The sequence below is a fragment of the Nocardia sp. NPDC059228 genome (assembly GCF_042754245.1).
GTDB lineage: Bacteria > Actinomycetota > Actinomycetes > Mycobacteriales > Mycobacteriaceae > Nocardia.
Genome location: NZ_JBHZAL010000016.1, coordinates 53,590 through 71,367 on the forward strand (window position 1 = coordinate 53,590; position 17,778 = coordinate 71,367).

General features: G+C 68.7%; 15 protein-coding genes. 8 read left to right on the forward strand and 7 right to left on the reverse strand.

Annotated elements, in window-relative coordinates; translation table 11 throughout:
* The first annotated feature begins 29 nt into the window (after nt 1-29).
* Nucleotides 30-1,172: a glycoside hydrolase family 76 protein gene (locus ACFXKA_RS23970; protein WP_354843368.1), complete on the forward strand. Its 1,143-nt coding sequence runs from the start codon at nt 30-32 to the stop codon at nt 1,170-1,172.
* 4 nt (nt 1,173-1,176) lie between these two features.
* Here the strand turns inward: ACFXKA_RS23970 and ACFXKA_RS23975 are convergent, their stop codons facing one another.
* Together ACFXKA_RS23975 and ACFXKA_RS23980 are read right to left on the reverse strand one after the other, a co-directional pair.
* Nucleotides 1,177-1,821 (reverse strand): DedA family protein, encoded by a 645-nt coding sequence (locus tag ACFXKA_RS23975; protein ID WP_379428990.1) that lies wholly within the window; start codon nt 1,819-1,821, stop codon nt 1,177-1,179.
* Nucleotides 1,822-1,916: 95 nt separating this feature from the next.
* A complete protein-coding gene (locus ACFXKA_RS23980) occupies nt 1,917-2,570 on the reverse strand; it encodes a VTT domain-containing protein (protein ID WP_354843645.1) in 654 nt (217 codons plus the stop codon).
* Between the two features lie 227 nt (nt 2,571-2,797).
* On the opposite strand from ACFXKA_RS23980, the gene fbaA reads away from it, so the two are divergent.
* From fbaA to ACFXKA_RS23995, 3 genes are all read left to right on the forward strand, one after another.
* Nucleotides 2,798-3,835, forward strand: coding sequence for a class II fructose-bisphosphate aldolase (gene fbaA / locus ACFXKA_RS23985; protein ID WP_354843373.1), 1,038 nt, complete (start codon nt 2,798-2,800; stop codon nt 3,833-3,835).
* Nucleotides 3,836-3,925: 90 nt separating this feature from the next.
* Nucleotides 3,926-5,044 carry a BTAD domain-containing putative transcriptional regulator gene (locus tag ACFXKA_RS23990; protein WP_354843376.1) on the forward strand — a complete coding sequence of 373 codons (1,119 nt, stop codon included), beginning with the start codon at nt 3,926-3,928 and terminating at the stop codon, nt 5,042-5,044.
* A gap of 174 nt (nt 5,045-5,218) precedes the next feature.
* Complete coding sequence (locus ACFXKA_RS23995) at nt 5,219-6,685, forward strand: DUF4185 domain-containing protein (RefSeq protein ID WP_379428991.1); 1,467 nt, start codon at nt 5,219-5,221, stop codon at nt 6,683-6,685.
* A 208-nt stretch (nt 6,686-6,893) separates the two neighbouring features.
* Here ACFXKA_RS23995 and ACFXKA_RS24000 read toward each other — a convergent pair whose 3' ends face one another.
* Together ACFXKA_RS24000 and ACFXKA_RS24005 are read right to left on the reverse strand one after the other, a co-directional pair.
* Nucleotides 6,894-7,970 (reverse strand): fused (3R)-hydroxyacyl-ACP dehydratase subunits HadA/HadB, encoded by a 1,077-nt coding sequence (locus ACFXKA_RS24000; protein ID WP_379428992.1) that lies wholly within the window; start codon nt 7,968-7,970, stop codon nt 6,894-6,896.
* A gap of 238 nt (nt 7,971-8,208) precedes the next feature.
* Nucleotides 8,209-10,557 carry a hypothetical protein gene (locus ACFXKA_RS24005; RefSeq protein WP_379428993.1) on the reverse strand — a complete coding sequence of 783 codons (2,349 nt, stop codon included), beginning with the start codon at nt 10,555-10,557 and terminating at the stop codon, nt 8,209-8,211.
* An 83-nt stretch (nt 10,558-10,640) separates the two neighbouring features.
* Here ACFXKA_RS24005 and ACFXKA_RS24010 point away from each other — a divergent pair, with 83 nt between their 5' ends.
* Nucleotides 10,641-11,084, forward strand: coding sequence for a DUF3151 domain-containing protein (locus tag ACFXKA_RS24010; protein ID WP_354843386.1), 444 nt, complete (start codon nt 10,641-10,643; stop codon nt 11,082-11,084).
* Nucleotides 11,085-11,142: 58 nt separating this feature from the next.
* A complete protein-coding gene (locus tag ACFXKA_RS24015; protein ID WP_354843389.1) occupies nt 11,143-12,237 on the forward strand; it encodes an FUSC family protein in 1,095 nt (364 codons plus the stop codon).
* A gap of 257 nt (nt 12,238-12,494) precedes the next feature.
* On the opposite strand, the gene ACFXKA_RS24020 is transcribed toward ACFXKA_RS24015, so the two are convergent.
* Together ACFXKA_RS24020 and ACFXKA_RS24025 are read right to left on the reverse strand one after the other, a co-directional pair.
* Nucleotides 12,495-13,277, reverse strand: coding sequence for a site-2 protease family protein (locus ACFXKA_RS24020; protein ID WP_354843392.1), 783 nt, complete (start codon nt 13,275-13,277; stop codon nt 12,495-12,497).
* Between the two features lie 56 nt (nt 13,278-13,333).
* Nucleotides 13,334-13,993: a hypothetical protein gene (locus tag ACFXKA_RS24025; RefSeq protein ID WP_354843395.1), complete on the reverse strand. Its 660-nt coding sequence runs from the start codon at nt 13,991-13,993 to the stop codon at nt 13,334-13,336.
* 358 nt (nt 13,994-14,351) lie between these two features.
* Here ACFXKA_RS24025 and ACFXKA_RS24030 point away from each other — a divergent pair, with 358 nt between their 5' ends.
* On the forward strand, nt 14,352-15,641 hold the full coding sequence (locus ACFXKA_RS24030) for an adenylosuccinate synthase (RefSeq protein ID WP_379388662.1): 1,290 nt from the start codon (nt 14,352-14,354) through the stop codon (nt 15,639-15,641).
* 269 nt (nt 15,642-15,910) lie between these two features.
* Here the strand turns inward: ACFXKA_RS24030 and ACFXKA_RS24035 are convergent, their stop codons facing one another.
* Complete coding sequence (locus ACFXKA_RS24035) at nt 15,911-17,404, reverse strand: PLP-dependent aminotransferase family protein (RefSeq protein ID WP_379428994.1); 1,494 nt, start codon at nt 17,402-17,404, stop codon at nt 15,911-15,913.
* Nucleotides 17,405-17,466: 62 nt separating this feature from the next.
* Here ACFXKA_RS24035 and ACFXKA_RS24040 point away from each other — a divergent pair, with 62 nt between their 5' ends.
* Complete coding sequence (locus ACFXKA_RS24040; protein ID WP_379428995.1) at nt 17,467-17,769, forward strand: hypothetical protein; 303 nt, start codon at nt 17,467-17,469, stop codon at nt 17,767-17,769.
* The last annotated feature ends 9 nt before the right edge of the window (nt 17,770-17,778 follow it).

Here is a 17,778-nt window from a genome sequence, read left to right on the forward strand (position 1 = left end):
CGCAGTGCCCGACTGGCACGATAAGTCCTATGACTTCGCGGACCGGACGCAATATCGAGCCGACCGCTGCCCTCTGGTCGGAGCGAGCCGACCTGGCGGAATCCGCGATCCTCTCGCGTCACCTACGCAAGTTGTGGGGCTGTCCCGGCACCCAGCTCGGCGTGGTGGGCTGGCCCGCCACCAAGGGCGAGCGGGTTTTCGCCTTCTGGCACTACTGGTGGCAGGCCCACCTGATCGATTGCGCGGTCGACGCCGCCAATCGCGCGCCGACCCCCGCCCGGCAGCGCCGCCTCTGGTCCATCGCCCACGCCTCGCGCCTGCGCAATATCACCGGCTGGACCAACAACTACTACGACGACATGGCCTGGCTGACAATCGCTTTGGAGCGGGCCGAACGCACCCAGGGCGTCGCCGAGGTGCGGGGCGCGCTGCTCACGCTGGAGAAGACGCTGGCCAACGGGTTCGATCCCGAGTTCGGCGCGGTGCCCTGGCGTAAGGGCTCCGACTTCTACAACGCCCCGGCCAACGGCCCGGCAGGCATCGCCATGGCGCGGCTGGGCCGCTACCACCTGGCACAGGAACTGGCCGACTTCCTCGACGCCAACCTGCGCGACAAGGAGACCGGCCTCATCTTCGACGGCATCCACCTACCCTCCGGCGAGGTCGAGAAGCCGGTCTACAGCTACTGCCAGGGCGTGACGCTCGGCCTGGAGACCGAACTCGCGGTGCACACCGGCGAACCCCGGCACGCCGAGCGCGCGGTCCGGCTGGTGGACGCGGTCGAGGAGCATCTGACCGCGGACGGCGTGGTGGTCGGCGACGGCGGCGGGGACGGCGGCCTGTTCAACGGCATTCTCATCCGCTACCTGGCGCTGGCCGCCCTCATGCTGCCCGGCGACGACCCCGCGCAGGTGACCGCGCGCCGCAAGGCCGCCGCGATGGTGCGCGCGTCCGCGAACGCGGCCTGGGAGCACCGCCTGGATGTGGAGGGGGAGCCGCTGTTCGGCGCGGATTGGCTGCAGCCGGCGCGACTTCCGGGCATCGCGGGCGCGGGCGGCTTCGAGGGCGGTTCGGTGACCGCCTCGCGCAGCCCGGAACGCGATCTGTCGGTGCAGCTTTCGGGCTGGAAGCTGATGGAGGCCGCGCACACGGTGACGGCCGCCGGGCTGTAATCGTTCAGGCGCGCGGCAGCCGGGGCAGCGGCACCGTCGCGGCCTCTGCCACGTCGAGGTCGAAATCCTCGGCGGGACGTGCCATTTCGACCCGGTACTGCCGCACGCCCAGGACCGTGCCGAGCACCAACCCGACCACCAGGGTTCCGATGACCGCCGGCATGAGCCAGGACATGTTCTCCAGGAAGCTGCCCGCGTAGTAGCTGGCCAGCAGGATCACCGGCGCCCAGATGACCGCGCCGACGGACGAGGCGATGGTGTATTTGCGGTGGTCCATCCCGGCCGCGCCCGCGACCAGCGGGCACAGCGTGCGCACCCACGGAATCCAGCGGGCCACCAGCACCGCCAGGAACCCGTGCTTGTGCAGCATGTCCGAAACCCGCGCGAGATTGCGGGTATTGATGTACTTCCCGTTCTTGCGCGCCACCAGATGGTGTCCGGCGCGCTGGCCGAAGACGTACCCCACCTGGTTGCCGGCGATGGCCGCGATCATGGTGCCGATCGACAGCGCCCAGACCTGCTCCTCGCCGACCTGCGAGGCCAGCACCACACCGGCGGTGATGAGCATGGAGTCACCGGGCAGGAACAGCCCGATGATGAGTGCGCACTCCAGGAAGACGAAGGTGAGAACCACGGTCCAGACGAGCACTGGTCCGGCTGTCTCGAGCGGGCCGAATCCGGAGGCGGAAAGAAAGGCGGGACCGCTCGATGCGAGGGTTAGCGGGGTGGTCGACACCGAAGGGCTCAGTGGGTCGGCTCGTTCGTCGAGGTGGCGTACTCGGCCTGTTCCGGGGCCTGGCCGCGGTGCAGCAGGTTCTTCGCGACCGCGATGATGCCCGGCAGGATGGACACGAACACGATCAGCAGGAAGATCGCCTCGACGTTCTTACGAATGAATTCGACATTGCCCAGGAAGTAACCGAGCACGGTGACGCCGCCGCCCCAGAGCACCGCGCCGATGATGTCGACGGTGGCGAACTTGCGGTAGTCCATCTTCGAGACACCGGCCAGCACCGGCATGAAGGTGCGCACGATGGGCACGAAGCGGGCCAGCACGATGGTCTTCGGGCCGTGCTTCTCGAAAAAGGCGTGCGTCTCGGTGATGTAGTGCTGCTTGAAGAAGCGCGTGTCTTCCTTCTTGAACAGCGCCGGACCGATGGATCGGCCGATCCAGTAGCCGCTCTGGTCGCCGAGCCAGGCCACGAAGGCCGTCGCGGGCACCAGCCACCAGATGTTCATGCCGGCCGGCGGGTGTGCCTGGGCCGCCAGCAGACCGCCGGTGAACAGCAGCGAGTCGCCAGGCAGGATCGGGAACAGCAGACCGGTCTCGATGAAGACGATGGCCAGGATCGCCGGGAGCACCGCGTGCTGCAGCCAAGTCTCCGTCAGGAGGTGCATTGGATCCAAGATCGCGGGCAGCGCGGCATTGGTCGTCACGGCATCGGATACGGCCAGCAAGGTCACGGCCACCACAGTACCGGTAGGCCGGACATCACACCGAACGTCGAAGCAACCTCACAAACTTGTGGGGTATGTGAGGCCATTGCCCCGGAGAAATGGGGCTGTCCTATCGTGTCAGCTGACAGAATTTTGTAGTACGCACCACACACAACACGGAGGTCATTGTGCCCATCGCGACTCCGGAGATCTACGCCGAGATGATTGCTCGGGCCAAGCAGAACTCCTTCGCGTTCCCCGCCATCAACTGCACCTCGTCGGAGACCATCAACGCGGCCATCAAGGGCTTCGCGGACGCCGGCAGTGACGGCATCATCCAGTTCTCCACCGGCGGTGCGGAATTCGGTTCCGGCCTGGGCGTGAAGGACATGGTGACCGGTGCGGTCGCGCTGGCCGAGTTCGCCAACGTGGTCGCCGCGAAGTACGACGTGACCATCGCGCTGCACACCGACCACTGCCCGAAGGACAAGCTGGACACCTTCGTGCGCCCGCTGCTGGCCATCTCGGCCGAGCGCGTGAAGAACGGCCTGAACCCGCTGTTCCAGTCGCACATGTGGGACGGTTCCGCGATCCCGATCGACGAGAACCTGGAGATCGCCAAGGAACTGCTGAAGCAGGCGCACGCGGCGAACATCATCCTCGAGGTCGAGATCGGCGTTGTCGGCGGTGAAGAGGACGGCGTCGAGGCCGAGATCAACGAGAAGCTCTACACCTCGCCCGAGGACTTCGAGAAGACCATCGATGCGCTGGGCTCCGGGGAGAACGGCCAGTACCTGCTGGCCGCCACCTTCGGCAATGTGCACGGCGTGTACAAGCCGGGCAATGTGGTGCTCAAGCCCGAGGTGCTGGCCGAGGGCCAGCGGGTGGCCGCCGCCAAGCTGGGCCTGGGCGCGGACGCGCAGCCGTTCGACTTCGTCTTCCACGGCGGTTCGGGCTCGCTGAAGTCGGAGATCGAGGACTCGCTGCGCTTCGGCGTGGTGAAGATGAACGTCGACACCGACACCCAGTACGCCTTCACCCGTCCGGTCGCCGGTCACATGTTCGGCAACTACGACGGCGTCCTGAAGATCGACGGCGAGGTCGGCAACAAGAAGGTCTACGACCCGCGCAGCTACCTCAAGAAGGCCGAGACCTCGATGGCCGCGCGCGTCGTCGAGGCCTGCAACGACCTGAACTCCGCGGGACGTTCGATCAGCGCCAAGTAAGCTCAACGGTCGGGATTCCGCTGCAATAAGCGGAATCCCGGGCAATTTTCGAGCGGCGGGCGCGCCGCGGTCTCTATCGAGGCAGGTGGCATGACTGTCGATGTGCGGGTCCTGGGCCCCGTGCAGCTGTTGGTCGCCGGTCGGTCCGTGCCGGTCGGCGGCCCCAAGCCGCGTGCGCTGCTGGCGGCTCTGACCGTGAACCGGCGGCGCGCGGTGTCCTCGCAGGCGCTGGCCGACATTGTCTGGAACGACGATCCACCGGACTCCTATCAGGCGAGTCTGCAGGTGTTCGTCTCGAATATTCGCAAGACCCTGCGCACCGCCGGGGTCGACCCGGTGGCGCTGCTGCGCACCGAATCCTCCGGCTACCGGCTGGAGATCGAGGATGACGAGTGCGATCTCGGGCGCTTCGAGACGCTGCGCCGCGAGGGTTCGGAGGCCGCCTCGATCGGCGACCCCACCGCCGCGTCCCGGCTCTTCGGCGAGGCGCTGGCGGAATGGAGCGGCCGCGCCCTGGACGATCTGTCCGGCCTCGGCTTCGCGGAGAGCTTCGCCACCGCCATGGACGAGGAGCGGCTGCTGGTCGCCTCCGCCCGCATCGACTCTGAAATCGCTTTGGGCCGAGCCTCTTCCGTGGTCGGCGAGCTGGTGTCGATGACCAGTGCGCATCCGCTGCGGGAGCCGCTGTGGGCGCAGCTCATCACCGCGCTCTATCTGTCCGGCCGTCAGGCCGACGCGCTCGACGCCTGCCGCCGGGTGCGCACCGTGCTGGCCGACGAGCTCGGCATCGATCCCGGTCCCGCGCTCATCGCGCTGGAGCAGAAGGTGCTGCGTCAGGAACCGTTGAGCACCGGGCAGATTCACGAGGTCGAGCGCATGGCCAAGGCCATGACCGAGACCGTCACCGAGATGCCGCGCGCGGTGCGTGCCGGGCAGCTGCGGCTGTCCGACGGCCGGGTGGTGCCGATCGGCCCGAACGGCATGAAGATCGGCCGCATGACGGACAACGATCTGGTGCTAGACGATCCGAAGGCCAGCCGGTACCACGCGCAGATCACCCCGAGCCGGGCCGGGCTGCTCATCAAGGACCTGCACTCCGCCAACGGCATCTACATCAATGAGGAGTCCATCGAATCGGCCGCCGTGCTGGCCGACGGGGACGCCATCCGGATCGGCACCACCGTGCTCACCTTCCAGGCCTTGCGCTGAACCCTCGCTGCATTACGCTGCTGCACTGTCGGTTTCGGTCCGCGGTGCGGCGGCGGTAGGTCCACGGGTCTCGATTCTGTCGAGATCGGTCGAGTGCCGGCGGTTCGCCCGGTTCCGGGGGTAGGGTCTCTGCCCGGATATATCCGAGAGCCCGTTTGTCGGAAGGTTGAGTGCATGGCCAAGCGGCTGGTGGCAGCTGCGGGGGCGGTGATCGTCGGGGCGGGCGTACTCGCCGGAATGGGCGGGCCGGTCGCGGCGGCGGATCCGGATCCGGGTGCGGCACCGGCCGTTCCGGGTATCGGGCCCTGCAGCACCGACGCCAAGCCCGGACACGAGTCGCTGATCCCGAAGACCGTCGAGGTGCCCGTGCCCTATCCGGTGGTCACGGTCGACACCGGGCCGGCGCCGGAGAACACCAAGCGCGTCGCGATGGAGCTGCCGCCGGATCCGTGCGTGAACCCGTGCCCGGACCTCACCGACACTCCCGCTCCGCCACCGGGACTCGCCGAACAGCTCGGCCTCCCCAAGCTGATCGTGCGGCCGCAACCGTTCAATTTCGCGTTGCCCAACCCGAATCCGCCGGCGCTGCCGCCCGGTCCCGATCCGGCGCACCCGCCGGTCGAGGCTGCCGCCCAGGTGCCCGCGCGGCCGACACCGCAGGTCTCCGACGTGCGCGAGGTGTCCAAGCTGACCGGCGCCGACTCGGTGAACCGCACCGACAAACGCTGGCAGGTCCAGGGCACCGACCTGGGGATCATGTGGCAGAGCGCGCCGGACGAGATCGCCATCGCCTTCGGCGACACCGTCGGCCGCGACTTCCACCCGCCGGGCGGCATGGGTGAGGACTGGCGCTCGAACCTGCTGGCCTTCAGCAAGAACCGCGATCTCGAGAACGGTGTGGTCTTCGACCGCATGGTCACCGACGACCGCTGCCACGCCGCCGAACTGCTGAGCAGCCGCAAGCTGGACAATATCGAGATCACCACCATCCCGACCTCGGGCTTCGCCATCGGGGACCGGCAGTACCTGAGCTACATGTCGATCCGAACCTGGAACAGCGTGCCCGGCACCTGGTATACCAACTACGGCGGCATCGCCTACTCCGACGACCACGGCGAGCACTGGACCAAGGACCCGTACGCCAAGTGGGAGAACATCTTCGGCCTCTCCAACTTCCAGGTGACGGCCATGGTGCCGCAGGGCGACTGGGTTTACATGTTCGGTATCCCCAACTCGCGGCTCGGCGGGGTGGCGCTGGCCCGGGTGCCGAAGGGCCAGGTGCTCAACCCGACGGCCTACCAGTACTGGAACAGCGGCTCCTGGATACCCGAGACGAACGGATCGGTCACGGTCACACCGATTGTCGACGCGCCCGCCGGTGAGCTGTCGGTGCGCTACGACGAGAGCCGCAATGTGTGGCAGATGAGCTACCTGGACACCGCCAAGGCGGCACTCGTTGTGCGGGAATCGGATACGCCGCAGGGCACGTGGTCCGACAGCGCGGTCACGGTGAGCGCACTGCAATTCCCGGAGCTGTACGGCGGTTTCATCCATCCGTGGTCCACCGGCAACGACATGTACTTCACCATGTCGACCTGGAGCGACTACAACGTCTACCTGATGCACGCCACAGTGAACTAGCAGCACTCGAAGCGGGTGGGCCGCATGACATGTGCGGCGCATCCGTTTCTTGTTGTTCGGTTGCCAACCGCAGCAACTGATTTCGTAACGGTCGGGGTAACTCCTGGGGTACGCCCGAAATAGATTCGGCGCACGCCCGCCGGCACGCGTGCGCGGCGGGCGACGGCTCTTTGCCGGGCGCTGAAGTTCCGGGGAGGCGGGGGAGCTCTCAGCTGTGCGCTGAAGTCTCGGGGAGGCGGGACAGCCGGATCTCGGCGACGGCGCGGCCGAACAGCTTCTTGCCCTCCGAGGTCGCGCCGAGGACGACGGTGGCCGCGCCCCGGGCGGCGTCCACCGATTTCACCTTGCCGGTGAACTCGACGATGGTCGGGGCGGTCGGCTCGACCGGCACGAAGCCGGAGAAGCGGACGCTGAACTTGCCCAGCGCCGACGGATCGCCCAGCCAGTCCACCAGGTAGCCGGCGGTCAGGCCCATGGTGAGCATGCCGTGCGCCACCACGGTGGGCAGGCCGACCAGGGTCGCGGCGGTGTCGCTGAAGTGGATGGGGTTCGGGTCGCCGGAGACGCCCGCGTAGTTGACCAGGTCGCCGCGGGTGACCGGCACCTTGGCGGCGGGCAGCTCGGTGCCTGCGGTCAGGGTGGCGGCGGTGGGGATGGTGTGGACCGGCTGCGGCGGGGCGGGGGCGGCCAGCTCGGCGACCTCGTCGGGAGCCAGCAGAATCAGACCGGTCGGGTCGCCGTCGAATTCGCCGGGCTCGACCACATGGCCGTGCATGACCACGCCCGAGACCGTCTCGACCGTGGCCGGATCGATCTCGACGCCCTTGCGGGCCACGATGGTGGTGGTGGCGACCAGCACCGGCAGCGCCTCGGCATCGGTGAGGGTGACCTTGACGGTGATGAAGTCGTTGTCGCCGAAGCTGCGGATGTTCTCGACGACGACGTCCACCCCGAGGCGGTCCTCGGCCAGGATCGGGCGGTAGTACTCGAAGATCTGATCGGTCTGCAGGATCTGCGAGACGTCGTACTCGGTGAGCACCGATCCGATCAGCGAGCGGGTGGTGGCCGCGCCGATCACCGACGCGAAGGTCGGGGAGGCGAGCAGGCCGCCGTAGCCGAGCGCCGCGGCGGCGGCCTCGGTGTGGTGACCGGGGTGATCGTTGCGCACCGAACGCGCGAACTCGCGGATCTTCTCGCGGCCTACGTCGTAGTGATCACGGACACGGAAGTGCCGTCCGACCAGCTCGGCCGCGGTGGCTTCAGTAGCCTCTGCCGTTTCCGGCATGGTGTTCAGCTCCCTGCAAATCGAAACCCGGTGGGCCCGCACCACTTCTGCCGGGCACTGCCCGCACGAATCAGGCAATGCCCTGGACGGTGTACAACCGTTGAAGTGCCGGAATGCCGAAATGGCTGGCCCAGACAATCCGGCACACTGTACCGACGTGCCGGACTGTTGACCAGGTCTTTGTGATGTTCATCGCGACCGGGGCCGCAAATGCGTCAGGAAATTTTCCGGGATCCGATCAGTGCCCGTTCTGCGGGTCGCACACCTTCCACGAACCACCCTCGTTGCGCAGATCGAAGGTGCGTGCGGACGTCTTCGACGGGTCCGCCGCGGTGTACACGGTCGCCTGCGCCAGCGCGGCGTCGCCGGTGATCTGAATGGCGTCGACGCTCTTCACCTGGGGAATGCTCTTCTGGTCCTGCGAGGTCTTGTACACGCTCGCGAACTGGTCGGCCGAGATCTTCTGGTAGAAGTCGTGCTGCGCACCGCAGGTCACGGCCCGCAACGCGTCCAGATTCCCGGACTTCAGCGCGTCGGTGTACGTGGTGATCGTCTTCTGCACCAGGGCTTCCGGCGAGTTGTTGTTCTGGTGCTTCACCACACCGAACACCACACCGGCAATGGCGATCACCGCGATCACGGCCGCCGCCACGATGATCCACAGCTTCTTCGACACACCGCCCGCCGCCGCGGCCCCATCGGCCGCCTCGGCGGCGGCCGGTACCCGCTGCGGCTGCGCCAGAATGCGCGGTCCATCCCCCTGAACATCGTGCGGACCAGCCTGTCCCGGGCCACTCGGCACCGGACCCTGCTGCACACCCTGCGGCACGTTCGGTCCCTGCGGCGCTTTCGGTCCCTGCGGCGCGCCGGGTCCCTGCGGTGCATTGGGGCCCGGTGCGCCCGGTCCCTGCGGGCCGCGCGGACCCTGCGGCGGCGCACCCGCTCCGACCCGCTGCGGCGGGGCGATGCGCGGCCCGCCGATGGGCTGGCCCGGCGTGGTCGGCTGCATATCCGCCGGTGACGGCGCGGTCGCGGGCCGGCGCGGCCCCATCGGCGGCCGCGGCGGCGACGGCCGGGTCTCCTCGACCGGCGCGTCCGGCGCCGGCGCGTTCCCCTTCGGACCCACATTCCGCGGCCCCGCGTTCACCCGCGGCGTCTGCGGCGGCTTGCTGACCGCCCGCCCCTGCGGCCCCGACACCCGGATCTTCTCGGTCGCCTGGTCCCCGGACACGATCGGCAATGCCGTCGTGGCGTCATCCGCTGGACTCGGAACCTTCTTGATCACAACGGTTTTCGCGTCCCCGCCGGTGGCGTCGCCGGAATCGCCGTCCGGCTTCGCCGCGAAATCGCCCGTGCCGCCGGCCTTCTCGGCCGCCGCGTCACCGTCCTTCGCCTTACCGGCCTCCTTCGACTTATCGCCGTCCGCGGTGGCCTTGCCATCCTCCGGCTGCGAATCCGCCTGCGGCATCCCCTCGGTGGGAACATCCTGCGGCGCGGGCTTCCCCTGCGCCGTATCGCTCGCGGCTCCACCCGGCTTCCCGGCAGCCGCGGGCGCGGAACCGGCCTTCGCGGCCTCGCCGCTCGCCGCCTGCCCGGGTTGCTGAATCCGAATCAACTGCGTGGTCGCATCCGCCCCGGCGGCCTCGCCCGCGGCAGACTTCTCCCCGCTCGGCCGCTGAATCGGAATGAACTGCGTAGGAGCATCGTCTGTCGCCGCCTGCCGGCCCGGCCCGGACTGCTCCGCGCCGGTCGGCTGTCCGCCGGCGTTCTGTTGCGAGGGTGAGCTGGAACCCTTGGGGTCGGCCGGGGCGGTCTGCCCCGCCTTCGCTCCGGGAGTCGGGGAGGTGTCCGGGCGCTGCGCATCGCCCGCGGCCTGTGCCTTCGTGCCGGGTCCGGATTGTCCAGCGCCAGTGGACTTCTCAGTGGCTGCGTTCGATGGCGTCGACGCGTTCGCGTCCGGGCGGTTTGCCTGTCCCGCTGCGGGTTGGGCGGCCTTCGAGGCGCCCGGTCGCGGTGCGGCGCCCGCGGCGGGAGCCTGTTGGGCGGGGGCGGATTGCCGGGCGGCAGCGGTGCCGGGCGGGTTCTGCTTGCCGGCCGGGCCGGGGGCCGCGGGCCGGGCGCTCGAGGTGCTCTGGGGTACGAATTCGCCCGAGCCCTGGCGCGCGGCGGCCGGGGGTCGGCCGCCCGGGGTGTTCTGCGGGACGGGTGGCTGGATGCGTCCGGCGGGCTTGGGGGTTTCGTAGTGGATGGTGGCGAAACCGGCCGAGGACTTGGCGGGCGGGTTGGCCGGCTTGCCTTGGCCGGGGGCCGGGTTCGAGCCGGCCGGTGCGGGTTCGGCTGCGCCGGTACGGATCTGCTCGGTGCGGGAGTTGGCGGTGGGAATCACTTCCGTGGCCGCGGTCGGGGGAGCGTCGTTTTCGCCGGCATCGCTCGGTGCGCCGGGGCCCTTCGCGGGGTTGCCCGCGGCGGGGCCGCTGGGCCGGGACGCGGACTGGTCGGTCGGAGTCTTGGGGGCGGCGGTGTCCTCGGCGCCGGATGCCGAGTTGGCAGGACCCTGCGGCTGCTGGTCGTCTTTCGGGTCGGACACGCGCTACACCCCTTGCTTCGGCGGAACTGTGATTCGACGGTCAGCCTACTGAGCATTCCGGACGGCGGTGCAGAATGATCGGCATGACCTCCTTCGGCGATCTACTCGGACCGCAGCCGGTCCTCCTCCCGGAAAACATCGACGCGGAGGACGCGCTGCTCCAGAAACAGGACCCGGTGCAGGTTGCCGCGGCGCATCCGACCGCCTCCATCGCCTGGGCCTACCTGGCCGAGGCCGCGCTGGAGCGGGGCGCAGCCGCCGACGGCGAGATCAACCACGACATCATCTCCGCCTACGCCTTCGCGCGCACCGGCTACCACCGCGGCCTGGACCTGTTGCGTCGCAACGGCTGGAAGGGCTTCGGCCCGGTGCCGTGGAGCCACGAGCCCAATCGGGGCTTCCTGCGCAGCGTCGGCGCGCTGGCGAAGGCCGCCCGCGCCATCGGCGAGACCGACGAGTACGCGCGCTGCCTGGACCTGCTCGAGGACTGCGACCCGCGCGCGGCCGCCGAGCTCGGCCTCGACTGAATTGAGCAGCGGCCTGGGCGAAACCATCGACGCTGCCCGGGAGAGCAGCGTCACCCGTATGCGCAGGGCCGCGGGTCGCGTCCGGTCCTCGCTGCTGCCGATCGTGCAGTGCGCGATCGGCGCGGGCGTGGCCTGGTTCATCGCCCACAATGTGATCGGGCACGAGCGCCCGTTCTTCGCGCCCATGGCCGCCATGATCTCCATCGGCCTGTCGTTCGGTGCGCGGCTGCGCCGGTCGGTCGAGCTGATCGTCGGCGTGGCAGTCGGCATCGGCATCGGCGACCTGTTCGTCTCCCGGGTGGGCACCGGCGGCTGGCAGATCGTGCTGCTGGTGGTGATCGCCATGTGCACCGCCGTCTTCCTCGACGGCGGCCCGGTCATCACCATGCAGGCGGCCAGTTCCGCGGTACTGGTGGCCACGCTCTATCCGCCCGGTCAGGGTGGTGCGTCGCTGCGCATGATCGACGCGCTGGTGGGCGGTCTGGTCGGCATCGTGGTGGTGGCGGCGATCCCGCTGCATCCGGTGCGCCGTGCCCGGGAGCAGGCCGCCGGGATTCTCGAGGTGATGGGCAAGGCCCTCACCGAGTGCGCGGACGGCCTGCTCGAGCAGGATGCCGGCAAGATCAAGACGGCGCTCGAGACCGTGCGCGGCACCCAGGGTGCGATCGATGCGATGCGGAACACCCTCGAGGGCAGCCGGGAGATCATTCGAATCTCTCCGCTGTACTGGAACTCTCGCTCCCGCCTGCAGCGCCTGCGGCAGGCCGCCGACCCGCTCGACAACGCGGTCCGCAATACCCGCGTGCTGCTGCGCCGCGCGCTCACCTCGGTGCGCGACGACGAGGTGCTGAATCCGGGCCTCGTCGCGGAGGTCGAGAAGCTCGGTCAGGCCGTGGATGTGGTGCGCCGCATGATGCTGGCCGACCCGGACGAGAAGCCCGATCCCGCCGAGGCGACCCGCGTGCTGCGCTCGGTCGGCAAGGGAGCGACCAAGGATCTGGTGACCGGGGCGGGCCTGTCCGCCCACGTGGTCTTCGCCCAATTGCGTTCCATCGTCGTGGATCTCATGCAGGTGTGCGGGATACGAAGGCTCTCCGCCATGGCGCTGCTGCCGCCGACCGTCCCGCATCCCTATGTCACGCCGATCGACTGATCCATCGTCCGCCCGGATCCAGGTCCGAGACCGGGATTGCGGGTATGTCCGATTCGCCTGCGGGTGCCTGCTCTTGATCTTCGGGTAGTCCGCTACTCGCGTCGAACCGGTTGCGTCCCTCTACCGTTCGTATCAGGCCGGATTTACGAGGGGTAGTCCGGTTCCGGACTCGCAGCGACGGGTGGCAACGGTTTCTCCGGACCGATGTCGTTGCGATGGGCCGCCCGACACCGGGTCGTCCGGGCGGCCCACCCGGATCAGAGCCAGAAGCGCGTCAGCGCGCTGCCCGCCGACCACCAGCCGCCCGGCAGCCCGGACAGTTCGAACAGCGCGTTGATCGCGTCGAAGAAGAGCCGGTTGAGTTCGGGCGTGAACAGCAGCGCGAACAGGATCAGGATGCCGAACGGCTTGATCTGATCCAGCGACCGCCGCGTCTGATAGCTCAGCGACGGCTCCAGAATCCCGTACCCGTCGGTGCCGGGAATCGGGATGAGGTTCAGCACGGTCGCCGTAATCTGCAGAAACGCAAGGTAACTGAGCCCGAACCAGAATGCCGCGTGCGAATGGGTGCTGCCGTAGAACCGCACGATCACCAGCAGCACGATCGCGCACAGCGCGTTCACCGCGGGCCCGGCGCCGCTCAGGATCCGCTGTATCCGCGGGCTGAAGTTGTGCGAGTGCACGTACACCGCACCACCGGGCAGCGCGAACCCGCCGAGCGCGATGAACACCACCGGCAGCGCGATCGACAGCAGCGGATGGCTGTACTTGAGCGGATTGAGGGTCAGATACCCGCGCATCTCCACTTCGCGGTCCCCGGCCCGCCACGCCACAAACGCGTGCGCGAATTCGTGCAGGCAGATGGACACGATCCAGCCCGCTACCACCAGGATGAAAACGCCGAATTGGGCCTGGCGCGAACCGTAGTCGGCGTCCCAGGCGAGCGCCCCGCCCGCCACCGTGATCACCACGACCAGTAGGAACACCGGACTGGGCCGGACCGCTCCGGATGCCCGGCCCACCGCGCGCGGGTAATTCACCTGATACTCCCAACTGGTCGGCTCTGCTGTACGCCGCTACCCATTCTGGGGGTGAATCAGCGAACCAGCAGCCAAGGTTCGTGGTGCCGATAGAACGTGGAGCGCTTCACCAGCCGATCGGTGGTGATCCCGTCGCGGGTGACGATGGCGCCGCTGGTGCCCAGCTGCATGGCGCGCCCCTCGACCCAGCGCTTCTTGCGCAGGCCGCGCTGCACGGTGGCGTGCAGGCCGGGCATCTCCAGCATGGGCGAAACATGCAGTGCCGCGACCTTTCCCGTGAACAGCCGGGTGTCGTCGACGTAGGCCTCGCCCTCCAGCTTCGCGCCCGCCTCGCCGACCAGGGTGGCGCGGCCGATCAGCACCTTGCCGGTGTCGTCGCGAATCAGCGGGGTCGCGATGGCCTTGCCCTCCAGCGCGCGCTTGGCGGCGGCGGAGCCGGTACCGGTCTCGTAGGCGCGGGAGCCGTAGGTGCGATCGATGGGCACATAACCGATTTCGACGCCGAGGCGTTCGGTGCGCATCAGATGGGTGAGGACCGCGGCCAATCCGGCATCCTCACCGAGCACGATGAGCCGGGGCAGGCTGTCGGCGGCCATGACCGGCAGCAACTCGTCCAGAGCGCCGGTATCGGGAATGGCGGAGGTCTGGGTGAGGGGCAGGGATGCCAGCGCGATGGGAACAGGCGCGCCGTCGCAGCGGAGAACATGGGTACTCAACTGCCGAACACCCTCCTCTGGCTTGCCAACACCTATCCGCCTCGCTGCATATCCGATGGACCCCCGCCGGTCCCTCTCCCCGTGCCACCATAGCCCTGTCTCATTTGCCACGCTGTCCTCGCTGCGCATCCGTTACGTGCCCGATTTGCCCTACGCTTCGCCGCTTCGCTCCCGTATCCGCTCCGAGCGCGGGGAGGCGGCGCGCAGTCCAGACCGAGGCGGGCCGCGAACTGCGGGTATGCCGCCTCGCGGGACTCATGGGGGACTCCCGTAAAGTGTGCCTACGGCCACCGCCTTCTGACGGCGGGTAGCTGCAGCACCAGAGGGGCTGCGCGTCGAACCCGTAGGAGACACTCACATGCCGGCAATCGTGCTGATCGGCGCCCAGTGGGGCGACGAGGGCAAGGGCAAGGCAACCGATCTGCTCGGCGATCGGGTCCAGTGGGTAGTTCGATACCAGGGCGGCAACAACGCGGGTCACACCGTGGTGCTGCCCAATGGTGAGAGCTTCGCGCTGCATCTGATCCCGTCCGGCATCCTCACCCCGGATGTGACCAACGTCATCGGCAATGGCGTGGTGGTGGATCCGGGTGTGCTGCTGGCCGAACTCGCCGGTCTGGAAGAGCGCGGTGTGGATACCTCCCGCCTGCTGCTCTCGGCCGACGCGCACCTGATCATGCCGTACCACGTGGCCATCGATAAGGTCACCGAACGCTTCCTGGGCAACAAGAAGATCGGCACCACCGGCCGCGGCATCGGTCCCTGCTACCAGGACAAGGTCGCCCGCGTCGGCGTCCGCGTGGCCGACGTGCTGGACGAGAAGATCCTCACCCAGAAGGTCGAGGCCGCACTGGAATTCAAGAACCAGGTGCTGGTGAAGATCTACAACCGCCGCGCGCTGGACCCGCAGCAGGTGGTGGACGAGGTGCTGGAGAAGGCCGAGGGCTTCAAGCACCGCATCGCCGACAGCCGGCTGCTGCTCAACCAGGCGCTCGAGCGCGATGAGATTGTGCTGCTGGAGGGTTCGCAGGGCACCCTGCTGGACGTCGACCACGGCACCTACCCGTACGTCACCTCCTCCAACCCGACCGCGGGTGGCGCGGCGGTGGGCGCGGGCGTCGGCCCGAACAAGATCACCACGGTGCTCGGCATCCTGAAGGCGTACACCACCCGCGTCGGCTCCGGCCCGTTCCCGACCGAACTCTTCGACGAGTCCGGCACCTACCTGGCCAAGACCGGCGGCGAGGTCGGCGTCACCACCGGCCGCGCCCGCCGCACCGGCTGGTTCGACGCCGTGATCGCCCGCTACGCCACCCGCGTCAACGGCATCACCGACTACTTCCTCACCAAGCTGGATGTGCTCTCCAGCCTGGACACCGTCCCGATCTGCGTCGCCTACGAGATCGACGGTGAGCGGGTCGAGCAGATGCCCACCACCCAGACCGAATTCCACCACGCCAAGCCGATTTACGAGGAAATGCCCGGCTGGTGGGAGGACATCTCCGGCGCCCGCACCTTCGAGGAGCTCCCCGCCAACGCCCGGGCCTACGTCGAGCGCCTGGAAGAACTGTCGGGCGCGCGGGTTTCGTGCATCGGCGTCGGCCCCGGCCGCGACCAGACCATCGTCCGCCACGATATTCTGGGGTGAGCTCCCCCGCCTCCCGGTGACTTCAGCGGGACACCCAGCAAGGCAGTGCTGCATGCCCCCCGGTACCCGCATGATGCCCTGAGACGGCCCGCGCCCGCCGCGATAGCGGCGGGCGCGTGTTTTCCGCTCAGCGACAACTGATTTCGCAAGATGCGGGTAACTCACCGGGTACGACCAGAATTGGTTCCGCACCCAACGCAGGCACGGGCGCCGAACCCACGACGGCACTCAGCTGCCCGCTGAAGTCCCGGGGAGGCGGGGGAGCGGCGTCAGTAGGTGATCAGCGGGGCGAGCGGGTCGGCGGCGTGCGGGTTGAGCGCGGCGGCGGCCGCCGCGATGGACTTCACGGCGACTCGCAGGTCGGATTCCTCGTGGGTGAAGGGGAGGCGGATGAAGCGTTCGAAGGCGCCCTGGACGCCGAAACGTGGTCCGGCGGCGAGCAATACGCCGTGGTTGGGGGCGGTGGCGGCCAAGGCGGTGGAGACCGGGGCGGGGAGTTGGGCCCACACGGACATGCCGCCGACGCCCTCGGTGACGCGCCAGTCGGGGAGTTCCTCGGCGAGTGTTTCGAGCAGGACCGCGCGGCGGGAACGGAGCTGGTCGCGGCGGGTGGTGAGGATTTCGTCGGCATTGCGGAGCAGGTGGACGGTGGCCAGCTGGTCCATGACGGGGGTGCCGAGGTCGACGGTGGAGCGGGTGCCCAGGAGTTTGGTGATCAGGGCCTGATTGGCGCGGACCCAGCCGACGCGCAGGCCGCCCCAGAAGGACTTGGAGGCCGAACCGATGGTGACGATCTCCGAATTGCGGGCGAAAGCGGCGGCGGGGGGCGGTGATTCGAGGTCGGTGAGGTTCAGATCCACCATGGATTCGTCGACGATCACCGTCATGCGGGTCTCGCGGGCGATGGCCGCCAGTTCCGCCCGGCCCTCGGCGTCGAGCAGGTGACCGGTCGGATTGTTGAAGTCCGGAATCAGGTAGGCGACGCTGGCCGCGGTCTGCCGTGCGGCACTGCGGATTCCGTCCAGATCCCAGCCGTCCGGGCGCATGGGCACCGGCACCGGGCGCGCACCCACATCGCGAATCGCCTCGATGGCGTTCGGATAGGTGGGATGCTCGATGAGCACGCGCTCGGCCGGGGTGGTGAGCACATTGAGCAGCAGCCGCAGACCGTGCTGCGCGCCCAGGGTGATGAGGATCTGCTCCGGCTCGGTCGGCAGCCCGCGCTCGGTGTAGCGGCGGGCCAGCGCCTCGCGCAGCATGAGCACACCCACCGGGTCCATGCCGTGGGTGCCGAGATAGGTCGGAAGCCCTTGCAGGGCAAAGGAGTACGCCTCGGTCATCTGCGGCGGGGCGGCCATGGCGGCGTAGGTCATGTCGATGGTCGGCAGTTCCGGCTGCGCCATCATGGCCAGGATGCTGCGCGCGGGCTTCGCGCCGTCGTGCACCACGGTCGGCGGCAGCGCCACGGTGCTGCGCGAGCCCTGGCGGCTGATCAGGTAACCGTGCTCGCGCAGCAGGGAATACGCGGAGGTGACGGTGGTGCGGCTGACCGCGAGGGCGGTGGCCAGATCGCGCTCGCTGGGCAGCGCGACGCCGAGCGGCGCGCGGCCGTCGTGAATGAGCAGGCGGATGCTCTCCGCCAGTGCCACGTAGGCGGGCCGCGTCGAACGCTTGCCGTTGTCGGCGGGGGCGCCCGGTTCGTCGTTCCGCCACCGGCCCAGGTCGCGCGTCAGACTGGCCGCGCCGATCACTCGTGTCGCCATACAGGCCAGTATCGGGGTACTGGATATTTTCTTCAAGTCCGGACCGGAGCCACTATGGGCTCATGGTCGCTCTGCTGGTCTCCATTCTGATCGTCGCCGCTTTCGCCGGTCTCGTGTACCGGTATGCGCCCAAGCCCGGTGAGCGCTGGGGTGAGCTGCTGGAGCGCTATCGCCCGCATGCTCCCATGTCGGACTGGTCGGTCGCCGAATATGAAGCGTCCCGGCAGTATTCGGACCTCGCGGCCGTCGCGTCGCTCCGCCCGGATGCCTGCCCGCCGGCTCCCGCGCGGCGATTCCGTCGCAGCGCTCCGGCCGTGGCCGCCCTGTCCACCATCCCGTGCCGAGGGGAATCAGTCCAGTTCTAGCTAACTGGA

Bases quoted from the DNA above. Each gene is read 5' to 3' on its own strand.
- ACFXKA_RS24000 (WP_379428992.1), bottom strand. From the start codon at position 7,970: ATGCCGGAAACGGCAGAGGCTACTGAAGCCACCGCGGCCGAGCTGGTC.
- ACFXKA_RS24015 (WP_354843389.1), top strand. From the start codon at position 11,143: ATGCGCAGGGCCGCGGGTCGCGTCCGGTCCTCGCTGCTGCCGATCGTG.
- ACFXKA_RS24035 (WP_379428994.1), bottom strand. From the start codon at position 17,404: ATGGCGACACGAGTGATCGGCGCGGCCAGTCTGACGCGCGACCTGGGC.
- ACFXKA_RS23995 (WP_379428991.1), top strand. From the start codon at position 5,219: ATGGCCAAGCGGCTGGTGGCAGCTGCGGGGGCGGTGATCGTCGGGGCG.
- ACFXKA_RS24010 (WP_354843386.1), top strand. From the start codon at position 10,641: ATGACCTCCTTCGGCGATCTACTCGGACCGCAGCCGGTCCTCCTCCCG.
- ACFXKA_RS23970 (WP_354843368.1), top strand. From the start codon at position 30: ATGACTTCGCGGACCGGACGCAATATCGAGCCGACCGCTGCCCTCTGG.
- ACFXKA_RS24030 (WP_379388662.1), top strand. From the start codon at position 14,352: ATGCCGGCAATCGTGCTGATCGGCGCCCAGTGGGGCGACGAGGGCAAG.
- ACFXKA_RS23980 (WP_354843645.1), bottom strand. From the start codon at position 2,570: ATGCACCTCCTGACGGAGACTTGGCTGCAGCACGCGGTGCTCCCGGCG.
- ACFXKA_RS23990 (WP_354843376.1), top strand. From the start codon at position 3,926: ATGACTGTCGATGTGCGGGTCCTGGGCCCCGTGCAGCTGTTGGTCGCC.
- ACFXKA_RS24040 (WP_379428995.1), top strand. From the start codon at position 17,467: ATGGTCGCTCTGCTGGTCTCCATTCTGATCGTCGCCGCTTTCGCCGGT.